This is a genomic window from Comamonas sp. AG1104 (genome assembly GCF_003350425.1).
In the GTDB taxonomy this organism is placed as follows: domain Bacteria; phylum Pseudomonadota; class Gammaproteobacteria; order Burkholderiales; family Burkholderiaceae_C; genus Comamonas; species Comamonas testosteroni.
In genome coordinates this window covers 871,730-890,904 of record NZ_QQAS01000001.1, presented here as the reverse complement: position 1 = coordinate 890,904, position 19,175 = coordinate 871,730, and the positions used below count along the sequence as shown (strand labels likewise).

The 19,175-nt window shown below is 55.6% G+C and carries 20 protein-coding genes and 1 pseudogene; 12 read left to right on the top strand and 9 right to left on the bottom strand.

Translation table 11 applies throughout. The features are described from left to right. Positions 1-4: 4 nt before the first annotated feature. The 6 genes from DFO48_RS03920 to DFO48_RS03895 all read left to right on the top strand — a co-directional run bounded on the left by DFO48_RS03920 (position 5) and on the right by DFO48_RS03895 (position 4,900). Positions 5-1,129 carry a PFL_4669 family integrating conjugative element protein gene (locus tag DFO48_RS03920; RefSeq protein WP_233506307.1) on the top strand — a complete coding sequence of 375 codons (1,125 nt, stop codon included), beginning with the start codon at positions 5-7 and terminating at the stop codon, positions 1,127-1,129. After that, on the top strand, positions 1,074-1,694 hold the full coding sequence (locus tag DFO48_RS03915) for a hypothetical protein (protein WP_230630078.1): 621 nt from the start codon (positions 1,074-1,076) through the stop codon (positions 1,692-1,694). The genes DFO48_RS03920 and DFO48_RS03915 overlap by 56 nt, the downstream gene beginning before the upstream one ends. A gap of 66 nt (positions 1,695-1,760) precedes the next feature. Then, complete coding sequence (locus tag DFO48_RS03910; protein ID WP_003054955.1) at positions 1,761-2,207, top strand: single-stranded DNA-binding protein; 447 nt, start codon at positions 1,761-1,763, stop codon at positions 2,205-2,207. A 27-nt stretch (positions 2,208-2,234) separates the two neighbouring features. After that, a complete protein-coding gene (locus DFO48_RS03905; protein WP_003054957.1) occupies positions 2,235-2,561 on the top strand; it encodes a hypothetical protein in 327 nt (108 codons plus the stop codon). Positions 2,562-2,615: 54 nt separating this feature from the next. Next, the gene (locus DFO48_RS03900) at positions 2,616-2,900 is read left to right on the top strand and encodes a hypothetical protein (protein ID WP_003065071.1); all 285 of its coding nucleotides are present in this window, start codon (positions 2,616-2,618) and stop codon (positions 2,898-2,900) included. Between the two features lie 149 nt (positions 2,901-3,049). After that, positions 3,050-4,900 carry a DEAD/DEAH box helicase gene (locus DFO48_RS03895; RefSeq protein WP_059441057.1) on the top strand — a complete coding sequence of 617 codons (1,851 nt, stop codon included), beginning with the start codon at positions 3,050-3,052 and terminating at the stop codon, positions 4,898-4,900. Between the two features lie 63 nt (positions 4,901-4,963). Here the strand turns inward: DFO48_RS03895 and DFO48_RS03890 are convergent, their stop codons facing one another. After that, complete coding sequence (locus tag DFO48_RS03890; RefSeq protein ID WP_003054963.1) at positions 4,964-5,260, bottom strand: H-NS family nucleoid-associated regulatory protein; 297 nt, start codon at positions 5,258-5,260, stop codon at positions 4,964-4,966. A gap of 252 nt (positions 5,261-5,512) precedes the next feature. Between DFO48_RS03890 and DFO48_RS03885 the strand changes: the two genes are divergently transcribed. From DFO48_RS03885 to DFO48_RS03865, 5 genes are all read left to right on the top strand, one after another. Then, positions 5,513-5,950 (top strand): hypothetical protein, encoded by a 438-nt coding sequence (locus DFO48_RS03885; RefSeq protein ID WP_003054965.1) that lies wholly within the window; start codon positions 5,513-5,515, stop codon positions 5,948-5,950. 77 nt (positions 5,951-6,027) lie between these two features. Beyond that, positions 6,028-6,771 carry a hypothetical protein gene (locus DFO48_RS03880; protein WP_003054966.1) on the top strand — a complete coding sequence of 248 codons (744 nt, stop codon included), beginning with the start codon at positions 6,028-6,030 and terminating at the stop codon, positions 6,769-6,771. Positions 6,772-6,835: 64 nt separating this feature from the next. After that, positions 6,836-7,081 (top strand): hypothetical protein, encoded by a 246-nt coding sequence (locus tag DFO48_RS03875; RefSeq protein ID WP_003054968.1) that lies wholly within the window; start codon positions 6,836-6,838, stop codon positions 7,079-7,081. Positions 7,082-7,192: 111 nt separating this feature from the next. Continuing rightward, positions 7,193-8,179, top strand: coding sequence for a hypothetical protein (locus DFO48_RS03870; protein ID WP_003054969.1), 987 nt, complete (start codon positions 7,193-7,195; stop codon positions 8,177-8,179). A 107-nt stretch (positions 8,180-8,286) separates the two neighbouring features. Further along, positions 8,287-8,721, top strand: coding sequence for a hypothetical protein (locus tag DFO48_RS03865; RefSeq protein WP_034400596.1), 435 nt, complete (start codon positions 8,287-8,289; stop codon positions 8,719-8,721). Between the two features lie 287 nt (positions 8,722-9,008). Here DFO48_RS03865 and DFO48_RS03860 read toward each other — a convergent pair. The 4 genes and pseudogenes from DFO48_RS03860 to DFO48_RS03845 form a co-directional block, all read right to left on the bottom strand. After that, positions 9,009-9,507: pseudogene (locus DFO48_RS03860) on the bottom strand (transposase); the annotation flags it as partial. 85 nt (positions 9,508-9,592) lie between these two features. Continuing rightward, entirely contained in the window at positions 9,593-10,201 is a 609-nt protein-coding gene (ttdB, locus tag DFO48_RS03855; RefSeq protein WP_114862575.1) for a L(+)-tartrate dehydratase subunit beta, read from the bottom strand. Continuing rightward, the gene (gene ttdA / locus DFO48_RS03850; protein WP_114862574.1) at positions 10,198-11,097 is read right to left on the bottom strand and encodes a L(+)-tartrate dehydratase subunit alpha; all 900 of its coding nucleotides are present in this window, start codon (positions 11,095-11,097) and stop codon (positions 10,198-10,200) included. Before ttdA ends, ttdB begins: the two co-directional genes overlap by 4 nt. Positions 11,098-11,150: 53 nt before the next feature. After that, the gene (locus DFO48_RS03845; RefSeq protein ID WP_114862573.1) at positions 11,151-12,452 is read right to left on the bottom strand and encodes an MFS transporter; all 1,302 of its coding nucleotides are present in this window, start codon (positions 12,450-12,452) and stop codon (positions 11,151-11,153) included. Positions 12,453-12,575: 123 nt separating this feature from the next. Here DFO48_RS03845 and DFO48_RS03840 point away from each other — a divergent pair, with 123 nt between their 5' ends. Beyond that, the gene (locus DFO48_RS03840) at positions 12,576-13,499 is read left to right on the top strand and encodes a LysR family transcriptional regulator (protein WP_114862572.1); all 924 of its coding nucleotides are present in this window, start codon (positions 12,576-12,578) and stop codon (positions 13,497-13,499) included. 445 nt (positions 13,500-13,944) lie between these two features. On the opposite strand, the gene DFO48_RS03835 is transcribed toward DFO48_RS03840, so the two are convergent. From DFO48_RS03835 to DFO48_RS03820, 4 genes are all read right to left on the bottom strand, one after another. Then, positions 13,945-14,880 (bottom strand): tripartite tricarboxylate transporter substrate binding protein, encoded by a 936-nt coding sequence (locus tag DFO48_RS03835; RefSeq protein WP_233506328.1) that lies wholly within the window; start codon positions 14,878-14,880, stop codon positions 13,945-13,947. A 201-nt stretch (positions 14,881-15,081) separates the two neighbouring features. Beyond that, positions 15,082-16,365, bottom strand: coding sequence for a phosphopyruvate hydratase (gene eno / locus DFO48_RS03830; RefSeq protein ID WP_114862570.1), 1,284 nt, complete (start codon positions 16,363-16,365; stop codon positions 15,082-15,084). Positions 16,366-16,372: 7 nt separating this feature from the next. After that, complete coding sequence (gene pyk / locus DFO48_RS03825; protein ID WP_114862569.1) at positions 16,373-17,791, bottom strand: pyruvate kinase; 1,419 nt, start codon at positions 17,789-17,791, stop codon at positions 16,373-16,375. Beyond that, positions 17,792-19,078 (bottom strand): glycerate kinase, encoded by a 1,287-nt coding sequence (locus DFO48_RS03820; protein ID WP_114862568.1) that lies wholly within the window; start codon positions 19,076-19,078, stop codon positions 17,792-17,794. Between the last annotated feature and the right edge of the window lie 97 nt (positions 19,079-19,175).

Sequence of the window (19,175 nt, the reverse complement as noted above, 5' to 3'; positions counted from 1 at the left end):
GACCTTGGCTACTGATCGAATCAAAACAGACCCCGGCTTTCAGCCAGTAATGCTGGCCGGTGTATTGGGTGCAGGTGCACCAGGCATTAAATTCGCCACCGACCCGAATTCGCCATTTCGTGACGGCTACTCAATTGCTGGTGAAGAAGCTGCTTTGGCGGCATTCATCCAGGCTGGCGCGTCTGAAGACGATCCTTTGTTTGATCGCTATGTAGAGCTGGAAGATCGCAAAGAGCAATTCCAGAAGATGCAAGCGGAGCGACGCGATCGTCGTGGTGCGGACGCGGTGGTGACGAACTCCGAAGCACAAGGCATTGATGATCTCGGGCCGCTGACGAACGAAGGCGTGGACCAGATGACGATTCACACCATCGAGGCCCACCGACTTTTTCAGGGGCGATCTGGGGAGCCTGAAAAGCGCTTGAACGCGATCATTGGCGGCAAGCGTGTTGCTTCCTCTCTGCGGAACCTTTGGGCACTGACGAGCCGTGACAACCCATATGCAGATTGGGCACTGGTACGCCATGAGTACGGCATCTCGCAAGTTCAAGAGTCGTTGCGCACCCAAATCGCTAAAGCCGAGGAGCTGCTGGAGAGCCAGCGCAAGCGCGGCCTGAGCCTGAGCATCGTTCAGTCCGCTCGCCCTATGACCCTGAACCTCGGATTCCGCAGCCCTTACGGCTATGCGATCTCCATGTTGATCGTGGACTACGACTACTTTGTTCGTATCCAGAAAACGCTGCAGCGCAAGAACTTGCTGAGTGATGAGCAGGCGCGTGCTGTGCTGAGCGCAATGAGCCGCGCCATCCTTGGCGTGTTCTATGGCACTGCCCGATTCGACAAATGGCTTGGCCGTCCAGAGATTCGTGAGCTGAGCCGTTCTGACTGGTTCAGTGCAGACCCGGAAGCTGCGAAGCGCATTCAGTTTGTGGTGAGCACGTTTGGTGCAGTGCCAGCCCAGATTTACAAGGCCGAAGTGAAGCCTTCGCATTCGCGCCGGCTCATCAACATCAGCGAAGCCGAACGTGCGTTGCTGCAGCAAGTTGGCGACCAATTGCAGCAGGCGCAAGAGCATGGCTCCGATGCATCCGCTTCTACTGGCCCAGAAGCTACAGCCACCGCTGATTAAGACCGCGCGCAGTCGTTTGGAACTGATATTGAAAGGGATTGGTGTGAAAAGGGATCTGGAAATAAAAGGGGCTTCGCAGCACACCGGTCGTGGCCGAGTCGTCAACAACGTGCTGTGGGGTCGTCAAGCCCTGGCGGATCAGGACTGTCAAGATCGAGCTGACGTAAAGGCCCTTACGGGTAGGGGCACCCTGTCCAGATTGCGCCAGAAACTTGACGGCATCGACGCAATCCTGAAACAGATGCGCGATTTGTCCGAGAAGTCGAAATCTGTTCCAGGACTGAGCTTCTATCTGGTCGTGCACCAGAAAAGCACAACGGGCTATGTCTTTCTGCGCTGGCGCCAACGCATGGGCTCTAACCGCCATTTGAGCTTTGAAGAGGTGGAGGAGCTTGCGTCAGGCCTGCCCAGTGAACTCCGTCAATGGTGCATGGCAGCGTCCCAACGCGCTGTGGCCTTGAATGAGGAGCACCAGCAGACGCGTGGAGATATCAAGCGTATTCGCGTGAGCGTGGACAAGGCTCCTGTCTTTCTTTATCCACGCTCCCCGATTTCGACCCTCTAAGTCCGTGCCTGGGCTGACCTGGTGCAGCAGCTCGGGCATTCAATCAGCACTGCAAGGAAATTGGATATGTCGCAATTGTTTATCGGCAAGGGAAACCTGGGTAGTTCTCCTAGTCTCAGGACGCTCAAGGGTGGGCCTAACGGCGAGTTTGATGTCGCCAGTATGCGTGTTCGGTTCAGCCGATACGGCCGCACCGAGGAGGGCGGAATCGAAGAGGTTGGCGGTTTTTGGCGCGAGGTGGAAATCTACGGAGCGAAGGCTCGCGATGCCGCGCGGCTCCTGCGCAAGGGAGCCAGAGTGCTAGTGATGGGGGAAGAGCTTGAGTACATGGCGCGCGATGAGGCTACTGGCGGTCAAGTGATGGTGTTCAAGATCGAGGCCCAGGATGTCGCACTTCTGCTGTCGCGTGTGAAGACCATTGAGTTCGAGGCTTCACGCCGCTCGTCCACGGAGCAGTCGGATGGCTCCTCAGGCGAAGTGCAGGAACCCTACCACGCAGGCCAGCCTGCTTAAAGACCGTTTTTAACCAAGGAGCACATCTTGACTTTACATCCCGATCAACAGGCCTCGGACGACATCACATTGCTTGTCGATGGTCGATTCACCATGGTGGTTGCGCCATCGCAAAAGGTGAATGAAGAAAACGCACCCGCATTCTTAGTCGTGCGAGATTCCAATGGCAAGGATGTATGCGTGGGATATTGCAAGCTCCAGTTTGATGGTACCTGGCACACGCGTCTCACGGTCACATACGATGAATCGTCGCAGTCGGACTCTATGTTGATTGGCGACTTTGATAGTCGCGTTGATGCGGTGGTGCGGTTATGGCTTGTCCGTCATAACTTCAGCTACCAGATGACAGAATAAATATCGGTTTTCCTGTGGCGCATGCTCAGTCGCCAATTGAGTCCACAGGAGAATATGGTGCAAGAAAAATATCAATTTTTGGGGCTCGTTGTTCCCGATCCAGTCGATACGAATTTCGATCCTGTGGCATGGGCCAATACTTGCCAGGATGTGTTCAATAAAAATATCGCTCTGATCGGGAAGTCCTACGACACTTTTATCTTGAAGTGTTCCAGCGATTTTGATCCGCTTATATCGGGGCTGCAGGTTTCTGATTCAACGCTCACATGGGCGCTATGGATGGCCGAAGGTTGGGGTTATGAGTCACCAGCAACAAGAGTTGTTCGCGAGGGGCTTTGATGTTGCCTAGGCCCGTCACGATCCGCCCGCCGGATCTCCTTATCAAAGCCGTCTCGGATGGACGCAGGCTCGGCCTGCAGCTCCTGGCAGTTCCAGGTGTGAGCCGTCCACTTGCAAACTACGATGCTTGGTGGAGTGGAGCTCGGCGCATGTGGCTGCTTCAAACTACCGACTCCAGTTATGCCGACGATGTGATTAAGCATGCGTTTGCTGGGCACTTCGTGGATATGGAGCAGCTCGATGTGCAACTGCGCGCCGCTGTCGCAGCTCCTGATCCCGACTACTTCTCGCAGTTGCTCGATGTTCAGATCTTCCCGCTGGTGAAGGGAGACCTAGCACGCGGTTCATGGGCGGTTAGCTTTACCTACGACCCGCTATGCGTGAAGGCGATGCGCTCGTTGGGCGGCTACTTCCACAAGCATGCGTCAGCGTGGCAAGTCAGAGCCGATCCTGAGCTCATCATGGAGCGGCTGGCCAGCATTGCCGGCGTGTCGTCGGAGTTCGTATTCGTCCATGAGCAGCCGGTGGTCATCGAAGAGTTGACCACAAGTGGCAACGAAGGCTCGCCTATCAGCGTGCCCGCTGCATCGCCACCGCTGGGCGAGGGCGGCGGGCCTGGTGAAGAAGAGGGCACCGGTTTCCTATCGACTGAGCATGGCCACGTCGATGACATGCCGTATGACCGGGTGGCCCTGGCCAGCCTGGTCGCCTGTGGCGTGCTGCGCGACTACCAGGCCGAAGGCGTCGCACATATGCTGCGCCAATCGGGCGCCTGCATGGGCGATGACATGGGCCTGGGCAAAAGCCGCCAGACGGTCGTGGCATCCCGGATGGCTGCTGGCAGCGGCCGGGTCCTGATCGTATGCCCTGCATCCCTACGTTTGAACTGGGAGCGAGAGATCAAGATGGTCTACCCAGACGCTCGCGTCGGGATGATCGGTGAGGACCGGATTTCGACGCTGGCTGGCTGTGACTGGGTGATCGGCAACTACGAACGCATGGGCGGCCTAGTGCGCGAGAGTGAGCTGGAGTTCGCGGTGATGGCCGTGGATGAAGCCCACTACCTGAAGGAATACAAGAGCGGCCGCACGCGCAATGTGTTCCTGCTGGCAGCACGGATAGAGCGATGCTTTGTCGTCACCGGCACGCCGTTGCTCAATCGCGAGATTGAGATGCATACACTGCTGCGCATCACGGGCCATCGCCTCGGTAGTCTCACGCTGGCTGAGTTCCGCAAGAGCTACGCGGGTAGCCCTGAGAAGCGAGCAGCACTGGCTGCAGCGATCCAGGGCTGGATGATCCGTCGCAGCAAGGACGTGCTCAAGGATCTGGGTGACAAGGCGAGGCAGTTTGTGCCTCTGTCGCCAGAGGGGCTCGATGTCTACAAGGAGATCTATGGCGACATGACCCTGCAGGCCATGCCCAAGATCGTTCGCCTGCGTAAATGCCTTGAAGGTCTGAAGGTTCCGTACCTGGTCGAAACCGTGCAGGCAATGGGAGAGGACGACAAGCTCATCATCTTCTGCGAGTACATGAGCACCGTGGAGGCCCTTAAACAGGCCCTGGCCAGCCTTGGCGTAGGCTGTGTCTCGCTGGTCGGCTCAGATAGCTTGAAGCGTCGGCAGGCTGCGGTAGATGCGTTCCAGAGGGACGCAAGCATCAAGGTATTCATTGGCACCACCATGGCTGCGGGCGTGGGCATCACGCTGACGGCTGCCAACATCGTGGCATTTGCCTCCATGCCGTGGACGCCAGCCTTGATGCGCCAGGCAGAGGACCGGGCCTACCGCTTGGGTCAGATCCGCGATGTGCTGGTCCTGGTGCCCATCATCCAGGGCACTATCGATGAGGGCGTGCTGCAGCAGCAGGAGAACAAGCACACCACAGAAATAGAAGTGGTGGAGGCAGCCAAGAAAGCATTGCCTGTCCAACAACGAGCGGCTGTAGAAACTGTGCCAGATGAAGCTCGCGAGGAAGTGCGGGCACTTGAATATGCCTGATCTATTTTAAGTGCTCATAAAAAATGGCCACTTAGTGGCCATCTAATATCAAACCTGCTGCAATCATTTGATTTCGAATTGCGAGCGATCCTTATCTTTGATCCAGACAGGAGGCTTGCCACGGCCTGTCCAAGTTTGACCAGTCTCAGGGTCACGATACTTGGGGTCAACAGAGCCGCGAATTGCTTTTGCTTTCGCTTGGGGGAATATATCGTCTTGGGTCAATCCATATGTCGCGATCAAACCCTTAATCTGTTGCACGGCTGTGCCGATTTCGCTTTTACGTGCTGCTTCAATCTGGGCTTCGAGTGTTGCGCGTTGGGCCAGCAGATCCTTGTACGACACCGCAGAGTTAGACATCAATATGCTCCATTAAAATGACAGAACATATTATGAGGCATTTTAAGAGATGATGGTTGCTTTGCTGGAAGCAAGGATTGCGTTGCACTCAGTTTCGGCGCTAAAATCGACGCACATTGGCTCTTCGGAGCTTTGTAGCATCTGAGTCCTTGAGAGATGCGCATCAGCTCACGCTGGCGAGGACATTCTTCAACCCCACGGGATAACACAATCCCGTCGGGGACCGTGTTGCCCAACATCTAGGAGCAACACATGCATCAATCTCAACGTTCTGCCAAGAAGCCGGCATCCTCGCCTTTTGACGTGGATCGCCAGCTGCTGGTGAAGATGATCTCTCGCGTCAACGACCCTGTCGTAGCACGCATATTTCTCAACACGTTGGATATGTACCCGGATCTGAAACTTCAGTTCCTAGGTGCCTATCTGATGGCGGAAGAGACGGTCAAGCGCTCGCAGATTCGATATGCAAAGGCTCATGACGTGGGTCAGGCTACTGCGCGAATCAAGCGAAAGTGTTTGGAGTTGCTTCGTGCCCTTTGGTCGCTTAGCGTTTGCTTTGCTCGTTGGACCCGTGTGGCTCTCAATGAGTACAAGCTGCAAAAGTCCCATAAATCGCCTAAGCCACCGGCTCCTTCTGCCAATGTCATCATGCTCCCGTTGTCTCGCAAGGCAACTGGCACAGATAACTAAGCAGAGGCTCTAACCAACCCATTACCCGAAATTCGTCGGGTAGTGGGTTTTTCTTTGTTCGAATATTTGGAGGCCATATGAATAAGAAATCAGTCCTTGAACGCTATCTCGAATTGCATCCATTGAAGGCTTCAAGGCGTGGCGCGTCATTGGATATGGAGCTCATTGAACGTTGGTACTTTGAAATTCAGCTCCGAGGCGTTGCGAAGATCAAACATCAGATTGCCCATGCGAAGCGAACCGCCACCTCATTGGTGAAAGCTCAAAGTAATTTCGAGAACCTCAATCCAACTCAATTGAAGCAATTGAAGGATGCCTCAACGATGATGCGCGATCTCGCCGAGTCGCTGGTTCCGCTAGAAAATTGGGCTAAGAGCTATAAGGAGTTCTACGATAAGACGGTTCTTGCCGATCAGAATGAAGAATGCGATGCGTTTGCGCAAGCACGCTGGCATGGCGATGAAGTGGAGTTTCAGCTAGAGCTTGAGTTATTGCTTGAGGCTGACAACTTCAAAACGCGCAGTTGCGTTGGTGATTGGTTTCATTTGAATAAGCGGTATCTCAACGTACCAGCCAATGAATTTATCCTGTCGCTATATCTGACCTTTCATGAGAAACAAAGCGTGAAGGAACGGATGCGGGCAGTAGCCTATTCATTTGTTTACGCCTCCGATTGTCGCAGGGACCATTCTGAGTTGATGAGCAATCAAAAGTCCGTGTACGTGGGTACCAAAGACATTGATGCGTACCTGGCATACCGAAAAGCAAATGTGCAGGCTTCGGCGTCTGCGGCAATGAGCAAGTTGGGTGTCAACCTATAAATCCCTGATGGGCACTAGATGCCCTGGGGCAAGTGTCCATCTTCCTTATCTACTGGAGATGAATATGAGCCTCGAAAACACCTTTGAACGTCCAAGGAATTACAAATCCATGGTGCATACAGAGAAAAACCCGAGCATTGAATTGTTGATGGACCAGGTAATGGTGATTGCATCAATTTGGACATTAGCTTCAAACGATGCCTTGGAACCATCTGCTAAAGAGAAATATAAGGCTCGTGTTGTACTGGAACAGGATCATCTTCGCACGATGCTCCAGAAAGCGCTCACAGCGAAAGACAGGGTTCTGTAACTTGTCCCGTATTCACTGGGTAATCTTCTTCTAACTCTCTTTTTACCCTTGGGGCGCCGTCATGCCCCTGGGGGGGACGGTGCCCTTTCTGCTTTCAACGAAAGGAATCCCATGTCCAAGCACTTAATTAATCAAACGAACGTGAACGGTATTGAAATGGTTCTGGAATGCGGCTACGACCGCCCAACAGGCTCATTCTTTGCCAATATTCATTCCGAAGGCGACATTTACTACACCTCACTGGTGGAGCTCGGGTCGAAGGACTCTGGCTGGTTGCTCACCGTGACTGCAGAGCATGGCTTAGTAGTCCCTCGCCAAATGATGGATCGCCTGGCTATCGAAGCAATGTTCGATGGGAGTAATGATTTCATCGAGCACGAGCCTTACACGCAAACGGAATCCGACAGACGACTGCTACAGCTGGGCTTTCGCCAACAGATGCCGTCCGTGCTGCCAACCGATAACCCTGTGTGGGCTTGGTTCACTGACAGCGAGGAAGATCTTGGCACATATGCTTTGCTGCAATCCAAGGACTATCAAGCCTATGTGCCATCTCTGCTCTGTGATGTCTTGCCACAAGAAGGTGAATGGCCGGTACTCGATGAACAGGATGTGCTCAAGCGTCTTGACACGATGCATGCGCGGCTCTTGAAGGGCGCTTTCCAAAAGCATCCTGGCGAAGGCATAGGATCGGTTCTGAACCGCATTCTGGGCTTTGTGCCGCCAATTCTGCAGCTCGAATCCAAGTTGTTTGTTGTCTTCTCGGATCACGAATTCGTACAAGATAAAACGGGCTTTTGGGCTGGAGATAGTTGGGCTGGCTTTTCCGCGGCAAAGGTGTTCGGGCCGTGTGAAGTGACAGCAGAGGAGGGCGAGAACTGCATCCCTATTCACGAGGCATATGCCTTGGCGAGCGGTGCATTGCTCAAGGTCCAGTCATTTGGCGTCAAAAGCATCGCTGACGATGACTTATGCGCATCTTGCGGCCACTGCAACTATCGTCCAGGTGATATGAGCAGTTGCAGTAAAGACTGGCCTGGATACCAGGATTCCGATGGGTATCTGAAGGTGTGCTTTGCGTCCGTTATCGCCATCTAAAGCGCAAGCTATTTGAACCTCGCGCTGGCCAAGGGCCAGCGATTTTTTAACCCGGACGGGCGTTGTCGCCCAGTCGGGCCGCGCCTTTCCAATTTAGAGAGTTGGAAATGACCGCAACTAACAATCAGCCGCTTTGCACAACTGCGGATCGTCAGAGCTACGCACTGACTGCTGAACAGGTCGCCATTGCCATCGCTGGCCACGATCTCCGCACCTTTAAGGGGTGGATAGCAGCCGCGTCATCATTACTCGCTGATGCGCCTTTGATGACCGGCATTCAGGAGATACATAGCCCCTATGTGATCCTGAAAGCGGAGTTCAACGGAAAACCAGAGGTCGTTTTCTTCTACAACGAAACCAATGGCATCTACTCCCCAGATCTTGCGTCGGACTTCGACATCAGTGCCTGGTGTAACGATAGTTGGGATGGCGTCGAGGCTGAAGCCAACATCGCTACATTGACATGCCCAGACTTTGTGACCCTGCGTCACGAGCAATTGCTTAAGCAAGTCACTAACGACTCTCTGAGTCCTGGCATGTAATTGCCACACCCAAAAAGCCCAGCTCACAAGTTCTTGTGACTGGGCTTTTTTCATTGGTGGTGCCGGGCCTGCTGTCCTAGTTTCCTTGGCCGTCCGTCGATCACGGAAAGATGCGCAGAAGGTACGTTACCTCGATATGCTGCGTATTCCGGTCGAACTGACCGCCTGTGCCGGTTGCTGCTGGCCAGTCTGCTGGTCGTGACCGACTGAGTTCGGCCAGAAGCTGTCGTTCGGTCGGTTGCCGTGGGCGGCAGGTCTAAGCTGTAAGCGGTCTGTCGCCGAACGGCAGAAGTAGCGCAGATGGCCCGTACCTGCAGCGTTTGCGCATCAATACCGATGTGCAGCTTTCGCCATCGGCTGCAGCGCTCTGGCCCATTTTTTTGCACTTCCACCTGCCTTCGCCGAGGAACATGATGCCCGTGGAGTCAACCAGCAGGTGCAGGCCGGCTGCGCTAGAGCGGTACGCCACCTGCACGTCTAGACTGCGTTGGCGGCGACACAATGTACTGAAGTTGAGAATTGGCCACAGCAGTCCAGACAGCGCCAGTCGTGACTGAAAAAAGCATATGGTCTGCCGCAAGGCCAATCCAAAGAAGTTCTTGATGGTCAATGGTCGCATCGGAGACGCTTCGGACTGCGGACGCGTTTGCCGCTGGCAGGGGCAAACCAAGACATGGTCTTGTCCAACCAGACGGTCAAGGAGCCGCGAGCCTTGGGTGTGGCGTTGTACTGCTTCCAGTTGGTGGTGCGGTAGCGGGGCTTGGGCGACGCGGGCTGACTCGGCACCCGAGGCTACCCGGAGGGCAGCAGGCGATTTATGCAACAACGCCAAATGACGCCAGAAGCTCTGCTCTGGCGCCACTGACTGGCTTTACTTAATGAAGCTCAGTTGCTTGCTGATCTTCTCGAGGATAGGTTTCTTCTTCTCATTGAAGACACTCTTGTTTTGCTGGATCAGGTTGTTGCCCTTGGTGTCGATAGAGATGATCAAGGGGCCAAACTCACGAACCCGGTTGACCCATAGCGTTTCGGGCATGCCCAGATCCTGCCAGTGCGCATCCTCGATTTCCTCGACCAGAGTGGCCGCGAGCACAGCGCAGCCTCCCGGGAAGATAGCGTGAACTGCTTTGTTCTCCTGGCAACCCGCAGCTGTCTCTGGACCCATCCCACCTTTACCCACGATTAGCTTTACACCGGTTTGCTTGATGAACTCGCGCTCAAATTTCTCCATGCGCATACTGGTCGTGGGTCCAATGGAGACCATTTCGAAGTTGCCGTCGTCTTTCTTGCGGACGATGGGTCCCGCATGAAAGATCGCACCACCTTCAAGGTCAACCGGCAGCTCGCGGCCCTGCTCAATAAGGCGACGATGGGCCACGTCACGACAGGTAACGAGCTTGCCGGTCAGATACACGACATCTCCGACCTTCAGATCTTCCAGGTCTTCGTTCCTGATGGGGGTCGTAAGAATCTTCTTCACAGCACAACTCCTTCGTGAGACAGAATTTCGTAGGACAGATCGGCATTGATGCGGATCTTCCCTCTCCGGTGCGCCCAGCAGCCCGTATTAACAGCCACACCAATGGTGGATGGGTGACGTGCAGACGATTCGATGTTCACCCCCATGACACTGTTGTTGCCAGTCAGTCCTTGTGGGCCAATGCCAACTTCATTCAGACCTTGTTCGAGCAGTTGTTCCATCAACGCTGCGCGTGGATTTGAGCTCTGGGAGTCAACCGGGCGAAGGATGGCCAGTTTGGAAAGTCGTGCGGCCGTTTCGACAGAGGTGGATACACCGACACCGACCAACAAGGGAGGGCATGCATTAACCCCGCGTTCGGTAATGACGTCCATTACAAACTCAGCCACACCTTCATAGCCTTGACCTGGCATCAGCACCTTTGCAGCACCGGGCAACGTGCAACCGCCACCAGCCATGTACACATCAATCGTACAGCTGTCCTTGTCCGGAACGATTCGCCAGTCCAGCCACGGAATCTGAGTTCCGGTATTGGTACCAGTGTTCTTTTCCTCGAATGTCTCGACTGCGTTGTGACGCAGTGGCCCCAGCTTCGTTGCGCCAGCCAAAGCGTCCTTCAGTACATCTTCCAGCTCACCGAGCAGTGGGAATTGCGCGCCCGCCTCAATGAAGTACTGGATCACACCCGTGTCCTGACAGCTGGGGCGGTTCAGCTTGTCAGCTGCCTCCTGGTTGCCGTGCATGGAGTCGTAGACCGACTTGGCCAATGGGTTGGTTTCCATTGTTCGTAAGTCTGCCAACTTGGCTTTGACGTCCTTGGGTAGCCGCTTGCCGATATAAGCAGTGAACTTGGCCATGGTGTCCGTGAGGGACTGAATGGCAACTTCCTTTTCCATGAGTAACTCCTGAATTTCAGTTCGTGGGGGAGGGGGACTTGTAATTTGTTTAGTCAAGAGTTGACCGAATTGACGGGCGATACGGTCTGAACCCGCGTGCGAGAAAGAATCAGCGTCAACACCGCCGACATCACGAGCAAGCCGGCCACGAACGCCAGGCCACCGGAGAAGCTGCCAGTCTTGTCCTTGATCCAACCAATCATGACGGGGCCTACGAAGCCTCCAAGGTTGCCGATCGAATTGATGGTTGCAATGCCTGTGGCAGCAGCGGCACCGGAGAGAAACATCGTCGGCATGCTCCAGAGGGGGGGCTTGGCACAACTGATGCCAATGTTCACCAATGTCAGTGCGGCGATTAAGCCGATCAGGCTGTTCGAGCCCGAAGCAATGACCAGGCCGGTTGCTGCAGCCAAACAGGCCAATACGACATGCCACGTCCGTTCGTTGGTTCGATCAGAGTGACGTGACCACAGAATCATGGCTACGACCGAAATGCTTGGTGGGATCGCATTGAGCAGACCAACCTGCATTGAGGTTGCGCCCAGCTGATTGATGATCTGCGGAGCCCAGATACCAAGGGTATACAGGCCAGCCGAGGTGCCGAAGTAGACGAGAGCCAATGCCAAAACGCGAGGATTGGTCAATCCTGCAAAGCTTCCGTGCTTACCACTTCCGGCCTTGCCCGCATCTTCGGCTTTCATTGCCTGCACCAACCAGGCACGCTCATCATCCTTGAGCCAGGAGGCCTTCTCGGGCCTGTCGGTCATATAGAAAAAGACCACTACACCAAGTATCAAAGCAGGTATGGCTTCAATAATGAACAGCCATTGCCAACCGTGCAGCCCCATCACGCCGTTCATCTCCAGCAAGGCCGCGGAAAGCGGTGACCCCAATGCAGTGGATATGGGAGCTGCTGCCATAAATAAAGCAGTGACTCCTGCACGGCGGCGGGCTGGAAACCAATAGCTGAGATACAGAATGATCCCAGGGAAGAACCCTGCTTCGGCAGCACCCAGTAGAAATCGCATTACGTAGAAGCTAGTCGAGCTTTGGACGAAAGCCATGCCTGCGGAAATGATCCCCCAGGTCACCATCACTCGTGCTATCCATATGCGTGCACCGACCTTGTGCAAGATGATGTTCGAGGGGACTTCGAATATGAAGTAGCCCCAAAAGAAGATGCCAGCGCCGAACCCCAGGATAGAGGCCGTGAAGCCTAGATCGTCCTTCATGGTCAGAGAGGCGAATCCGATGTTGACACGGTCAATGTACGCAATGAAGTACAGCAACATGATGAACGGCACGATGCGCCATCCGACTTTGCGCAGCGTGCGCTTTTCAAGCTCGTTTTCCACTTATGTCTCCTTCATCTTGGTCTGTGTTCAATATCGTGGGAGCCAAGATGGGCAGACTGTAAGTCACACCACATCACTGATGAATAGACTTAAAATTAATCTATAAGTGCAAAAAACTGAATAATGAAAGAAGACTCTGAACTTGGGTTCTTTTGCTTGCTGGTCAAACAAGGAAGCTTGGCATCAACAGCTCGTGAACTGAACCTGACACCACCTGCCGTGTCTCGACGACTGGCGCTGCTTGAGGACCGATTGGGTGTAAGACTGCTCAACCGCACAACGCGGCGCATCAGCCTAACCAGCGAGGGGGAGGTCTATTTCAGGAGTGCCCAGCGCATCCTCAACGACATTGATGACATGGAGCGTCTTGTGTCCAGCAGTCGTGCAGCCCCAAAGGGGATGCTGCGGGTCAATGCGCCTCTTGGATTTGGACGCTCCTATGTGGGACCGGCTATTTCAGGCTTTAGCAAAGACTATCCAGAGGTCTCAGTTCAACTGCATTTGACAGATCGACCAGTGAGTCTGCCCGACGAGTCCATTGACATTTCGATCCGCTTCGGAGAGATCCCTGACTCGCGGTTGATTGCCCGCAAGGTGGCGTCGAACCGCCGTTTGCTGGTTGCCTCACCCACCTATTTGCATGCATCTGGAACGCCGGTATACCCCCATGATTTGACACAGCACCAATGCATCGTGCTACGTCAAAACTCGGGGGCCTACGGGAACTGGCGATTGATTAAAGGTGATCGATCGGAGACCATTAAGGTCCACGGAACACTCAGTACCAATGATGGTGAAGTAGCTCTTGGTTGGGCTTTGGCGGGCCAAGGAATCTTAATGCGTGCTGAATGGGATGTCGCCAAATACCTGCGTAGTGGCCGATTGACGCAAGTTCTAGCGGACTATGAAACGCCGGCAGCCGACATTCACGCTGTTTTCTCTGAGCGTCTAAACCTGTCTGCGAAGGTGACCTGCTTTGTTGACTACCTTCGCGAGTACTTGGGGCAGCATGCAGATGGTCCTAGACCGGGCGATTCAAATTGGTAGTAGCAATCTAGGTCAGCCGCGATGGCATTTTCCTCGTCCACCTCTCACGCAGGCATGCCGCACAACGATGCATTGGAGAGCTGTGCATTAATAAGTCGCCGTGCAAAGTTCAAAGCTAGGACGATTCCCAATAAGTGGGCCGATCAAAACAGTTCAGCATGCAGTTTTTACAAGCTACCCATTCGGGCCAGCTAGGCCACTGTCCTGCGGCATAGAGCATGGATAGGTTCTATCAGCAGGTACTCGCATTCACGTAGGCTGATAGAGGGTGCGGGCGGACCTTAACGCATCCAATATCGCCTTGTTGTGTTTCGGAATGCTTGTATGCCAGTTGCGTACCATCCCTTGACGCATCGAAGCTGGAACTGCCCAAGCTCGGAAGAAGTTGTTCTTCCAATGGCGCTGAGAGATACGGCTGGCGCATGGGCAGTTCAGTATCTAGGGATTACTCAATTGCAACTTTGCCCTCTTTCACAAGCTTCGAGAACTTCTGGGTTTCTTCACCAATCTGTTTGGCCATCTGTTCTGGTGAGTTGCCGATGGGGTCAGCGCCAATCTCCTCCATCTTCTGGCGGAATTCCGGTGAGTGGATGATTTTGACCATCTCCGCATTGAGCTTGCTCACCACGTCTTTGGGTGTGGCTGCAGGAGCCAGAACACCGAACCACGTACCCAGGTTAAAGCCTTTCAGACCAGCTTCGTCCAAAGTCGGTACATCGGGAAGAGCTGGTGAGCGCTTGTCAGTGGTCACCGCCAAAGCAGTCAGTTTGCCTGCCTTGATGTGGGAAAGCACGGGGGTGATGGTGTCGAATGACATTGAAATTTGTCCGCCAAGCAAGTCGGTTGCCAACGGGCCGCTGCCCTTGTAGGGCACATGCAGAATCTGCGTCCCTGTCATGTTCGTGAACTGGGTGCCAATCAGATGCTGTGCTGTGCCATTTCCGTTGGACCCGTAGCTCAGCTTACCCGGCTGGGCTTTTGCCAACGCCACGAGATCGGCCACATTCTTTGCTGGTACGCGCGGATTAATAACCAAGACATTAGGAACCATCGCGATCACAGTGATGGGTGCGAAATCCTTCTGAAAATCGTAGGAAAGTTTCGGATATACGCTCGTCGCAATAGTGTGATGAACCGCGCCAATCAGCAGTGTGTAGCCGTCGGGCTTTGACTTGGCGACCATGCTTGCACCCAGAGTTGCACCCACACCAGGCCGGTTGTCTACGATGACCGGTTGGCCCCAGCTACGCGATAGGCGATCTCCAAGTGAACGAGCTAACACATCGGTGGTACCGCCGGCCGGAAACGGCACGATAAGGGTGATGGGCTTGCTAGGGAAGCTCTGCGCGATGGCTCCAGTGCTGGACAGCACAGCCACCATGGCAATCGCCGGCAGGAATTTGATTCGAAAGGTACGCTTGTTGCTCATGCTTGTCTCCTATTTGCTTATGAAACGGACTCTATGGTCCTTTGAGGAAAGAACCCGCTGCCACGGTGAATGCATGGTTAACTCAGATTCAACAGTGGCAGCAAGCCTGGGCAGGCATGCCGCAGCGACAGACATGCCTGAACACGAGGCCGGCTACCGAAGCTGCCGAATGGATGAACGACCAGCGAAAGCGGCAGCGGCTCCAAGCTCGCTCTCGATGAGCAGCAGTCGGTTGTACTTAGCCATGCGGTCTGACCGGCATAGAGACCCCGTCTTGATTTGGGTTGCGGCTGTACAGACGCTCAAGTCCGCGATCGTGGTGTCTTCCGTTTCTCCGGAGCGGTGCGAGACCACAGACGCAAAGCCGGCGCGCTCCGCCATATCGATAGCGGCCAATGTTTCGGTCAGGGTGCCAATCTGGTTTGGCTTGATAAGGATGGCGTTCCCAGCGCTACGCTCAATCCCCTCACGCAGAATCTCGGTGTTCGTGACGAACAGGTCATCACCAACCAATTGCACCTTTTTTCCAAGCTTGGCGGTCAGTAGCTCCCAACCCATCCAATCACCCTCTGCCATACCGTCTTCAATGGTGACGATGGGATAGCTATCCACCCAATGGCCGAGAAAATCCGCGAATTGCTCCGAGCTGAACTGTTTACCCTCTGATGCCAGCTTGTAGACGCCCGAGGAGAAAAACTCAGAGCTAGCAACATCAAGGCCCAAGGCAATATCGCTTCCTGACTTGAAGCCTGCCAGCCCGATAGCCTCCAGAATGACTTCAATTGCAGCCTCGTTGGAAGGTAGGTCGGGGGCAAATCCACCCTCATCTCCAACAGCGGTCGACAGGCCTCGCGTCTTGAGGATTGCCTTCAGCGCGTGAAATACCTCCACGCCCCAGCGCATGGACTCTCCAAAACTGGGAGCTCCAACGGGAAGAATCATGAACTCCTGCATGTCCACGCTGTTGTCTGCGTGTGCACCCCCGTTGATGATGTTCATCATGGGCATAGGCAGTCTGGGCGAGCAGCCATTAGCGAGGTGGCGGTATAGAGGCTCGCTTGCTGACGCGGCGGCGGCATGGGCGGCTGCGAGCGATACAGACAGCAGCGCGTTAGCGCCAAGCCGGCCCTTGTTGGGCGTTCCATCCGACGCAATCATGAGCCGGTCTATGTTCTCCTGATCGCATGCGTCCTGTCCGACCAGCGCGCGGCGCAGCTCGCCGTTCACGTTTGAGACGGCCTTGGTGACGCCTTTTCCTCCATAGCGCCTGGGGTTACCGTCACGCAGTTCAATGGCCTCACGAGAGCCGGTCGATGCCCCTGACGGTGCTGCTGCAAATCCGCGCGCGCCATCCGACAACACGACTTCAGCGGCCACCGTAGGATTGCCACGCGAATCCAGTATCTCGAATCCAGAGATGCTCTGTATCACTACCATATTTACCTCAAGGTACTTGCGCAATGCGCAGCAGGTTCGTGGAACCTGGAGTGGCAAAGGGCAGACCGGCCGCAATCACTATGGTTTGGCCAGGCTGCGCCTTCAAAATGCGGATGGAGGCATCGACTGCTACATCAGTCATGCTGTCGACCGTGGGTACGTCGTCACTGATAACCGGCCTCACGCCCCAGACTAGGGATAGCCGGCGTGCTGTGGACGCGTGCGGCGTCACACCCAGAATAGAAGCTCTTGGGCGCTCCCGCGCCATGCTGAGCGCCGATGTGCCCGAGCTCGTATAGGCGACCATGACTGCTACGTCCAACAGGCTTGCAACCGAACGTGCAGCCCAGCCAATTGCATCGGCGGTCCGGGCTGTGGGTGGCGTATGGCTGGCATCCAGCGACGCGCGGTACTGAGGGTCGGCCTCTGTCTGCACGATGATGCGGCTCATCATGGCCACTGACTCGACCGGGAATTGACCGGATGCCGACTCGGCTGACAGCATCACCGCATCCGCTCCGTCGTAGATGGCCGTTGCGACATCAGAGGCTTCCGCTCGCGTCGGAACCGGTGCATTGATCATGGACTCGAGCATCTGCGTTGCGACAATCACGGGCTTGCCTAGACGCCGACAAGCACGGACGATACGCTTCTGTATTGCAGGGACCTGTTCGGCTGGCATCTCTACACCGAGGTCTCCGCGTGCAACCATGACAGCATCTGTTGCGGTCAGGATGGCATCCAAGCTGTCAATGGCCGCAGGTTTTTCGAGCTTCGCGACGATGGCTGCACGGCCTTGCACAATCGCTTTGACTTCATCTATATCGGCAGCGCGTTGCACAAATGACAGGGCAACCCAGTCAACACCGAGCGAGAGGCCGAAGTCGAGGTCATCCCGGTCCTTCTGGGTCAATGCGGAGAGCGGAAGTACTACGCCCGGCACATTCACGCCTTTGCGTTCGGACAATATGCCGCCGGTGACGACACGGGTCACTGCGAAGTCCAGTCCGGCCTCCTCGACACAAAGCCGCAAGCGTCCGTCATCAAGAAGCAGGTCTACCCCAGGGCGGAGTGCTGCAAATATCTCAGGGTGTGGCATAGATACCCGAGTCGCATCGCCAGGAGTACTTTTGTCCAGGTCCAAACGAAACGTAGCGCCTTCGATGAGACGAACAGGCCCCTCCTTGAACGTGCCGACGCGAAGCTTGGGGCCTTGCAGATCCAACAGCACGCCGATAGGCCGGCCAAGCTCTGCTTCGATGGCGCGAATGGCTTCATGACGACGTCGATGGTCTTCATGGGTACCGTGGCTGAAGTTCAACCGAAAGACATCGGCACCTGCATGTACGAGGGCCTCAATGGTTTTGCGTTCAGTGCTGACGGGGCCAAGCGTGGCGAGAATTTTTGCGTTGCGTAAATGAAGCATTTACGAGGCTCCAGGTTGAGGGCTTCCGATATAGATGGCCCGAAAATCATTCACATTGGTACATGTCGGTCCGGTGATCACGGAATCACCCAATGCCTCGAAGAATCCGTGTCCGTCGTTATCGTCCAGGTGGTCTCTGGCGCGCAGCCGGAGTTCCCTGGCGCGACTCAGGGTGTCAGGAGTGAGCAATGCACCGGCAATTTCTTCCTGGCCATCCACCCCATCTGTGTCCGCCGCCAACGCATGCACTCCATGCGTGGCGTCGAGCGCGATGCAAAGAGCCAGGAGGAACTCGACGTTGCGCCCGCCCCGGCCTTTCCCACGTACAGTGACGGTGGTTTCACCCCCCGACAGAAGCACGCAGGGCGCTTCAAAAGGCTGCCCTCGACGGGCTACCTGGCTTGCGATGCCGCCCATGACACGGCCGACCTCGCGGGCTTCGCCTTCAATCGCATCGCCCAGAATGTGAACGGCGACACCCGCCGAGGCTGCCACCTTCGCGGCAGCCTCCAATGCCATCTGCGGCGTAGAAATGAAGCGGGTCTCGATGGACGGTAGATGTGGGTCGCCAGGTTTGATGGACTCACCGGCACCGCTTTCCAGAAGGGCGAGTGCGGCGGGAGGTATCTCTATGGAGTGGCGTCGCAGGATGGCGAGCGCATCCGCACATGTAGTTGGATCGGCGACCGTGGGGCCGGATGCAATGTCCATGGCATCGTCCCCGGGCACATCGGACAGCAGAAGGTTGACCACCGGTGCGGGGTAGCACGCGGCTGCAAGCCGTCCCCCTTTGATGGCGGACAGGTGCCGCCGGACGACATTCATCTCGCCAATGCTGGCACCACTGCGGAGCAATGCGCGATTGATCGATTGCTTGTCTTCCAGTGTCAGTCCAGGCAGGGCCAGCGGAAGCAGGGACGACCCGCCTCCGGAAATGAGGCAGAGCACGAGATCATCCGCAGTTAGGCCTCGTACCATATCGAGCATGCGGGCTGCGGCTTGCTCTCCCGCTGCATCAGGAACAGGGTGTGCCGCTTCAACAATCTCTATGTGTTGGCACGGCTGTGCGTAGCCATATCGCGTGACGACCAGGCCGGATAACGGGCCCGACCAGTTCGCCTCGACAGCCTGTGCCATGGCGGCCGATGCCTTGCCCGCGCCGATGACTATCAAGCGCCCTTTAGGCGCAGCTGGCAAGTGAGGCGGAATGCACAAGGCAGGCTGTGCAGCGGCCACGGCTGCGTCGAACATCGCACGCAACAGTCGCCGGATTTCGCTGGACTCCATCTCTTGTCTCCGTCCGTTCATAAGCTGGCCGCTCTTGATGGCGGCTGCAGCAGAGCTAGCGGCACAGCAAGCGCCGCCAAGCTTCGATGATTGACAC

What these genes read in the sequence shown, in the direction of transcription:
- DFO48_RS03915 (WP_230630078.1), top strand. Translation starts at nt 1,074, where the DNA reads ATGGCTCCGATGCATCCGCTTCTACTGGCCCAGAAGCTACAGCCACCG.
- DFO48_RS03910 (WP_003054955.1), top strand. Translation starts at nt 1,761, where the DNA reads ATGTCGCAATTGTTTATCGGCAAGGGAAACCTGGGTAGTTCTCCTAGT.
- DFO48_RS03900 (WP_003065071.1), top strand. Translation starts at nt 2,616, where the DNA reads ATGGTGCAAGAAAAATATCAATTTTTGGGGCTCGTTGTTCCCGATCCA.
- DFO48_RS03895 (WP_059441057.1), top strand. Translation starts at nt 3,050, where the DNA reads ATGTGGCTGCTTCAAACTACCGACTCCAGTTATGCCGACGATGTGATT.
- DFO48_RS03890 (WP_003054963.1), bottom strand. Translation starts at nt 5,260, where the DNA reads ATGTCTAACTCTGCGGTGTCGTACAAGGATCTGCTGGCCCAACGCGCA.
- DFO48_RS03885 (WP_003054965.1), top strand. Translation starts at nt 5,513, where the DNA reads ATGCATCAATCTCAACGTTCTGCCAAGAAGCCGGCATCCTCGCCTTTT.
- DFO48_RS03880 (WP_003054966.1), top strand. Translation starts at nt 6,028, where the DNA reads ATGAATAAGAAATCAGTCCTTGAACGCTATCTCGAATTGCATCCATTG.
- DFO48_RS03875 (WP_003054968.1), top strand. Translation starts at nt 6,836, where the DNA reads ATGAGCCTCGAAAACACCTTTGAACGTCCAAGGAATTACAAATCCATG.
- DFO48_RS03870 (WP_003054969.1), top strand. Translation starts at nt 7,193, where the DNA reads ATGTCCAAGCACTTAATTAATCAAACGAACGTGAACGGTATTGAAATG.
- DFO48_RS03865 (WP_034400596.1), top strand. Translation starts at nt 8,287, where the DNA reads ATGACCGCAACTAACAATCAGCCGCTTTGCACAACTGCGGATCGTCAG.
- ttdA (WP_114862574.1), bottom strand. Translation starts at nt 11,097, where the DNA reads ATGGAAAAGGAAGTTGCCATTCAGTCCCTCACGGACACCATGGCCAAG.
- DFO48_RS03840 (WP_114862572.1), top strand. Translation starts at nt 12,576, where the DNA reads ATGAAAGAAGACTCTGAACTTGGGTTCTTTTGCTTGCTGGTCAAACAA.
- DFO48_RS03835 (WP_233506328.1), bottom strand. Translation starts at nt 14,880, where the DNA reads ATGGTGGCTGTGCTGTCCAGCACTGGAGCCATCGCGCAGAGCTTCCCT.
- eno (WP_114862570.1), bottom strand. Translation starts at nt 16,365, where the DNA reads ATGGTAGTGATACAGAGCATCTCTGGATTCGAGATACTGGATTCGCGT.
- pyk (WP_114862569.1), bottom strand. Translation starts at nt 17,791, where the DNA reads ATGCTTCATTTACGCAACGCAAAAATTCTCGCCACGCTTGGCCCCGTC.
- DFO48_RS03820 (WP_114862568.1), bottom strand. Translation starts at nt 19,078, where the DNA reads ATGGAGTCCAGCGAAATCCGGCGACTGTTGCGTGCGATGTTCGACGCA.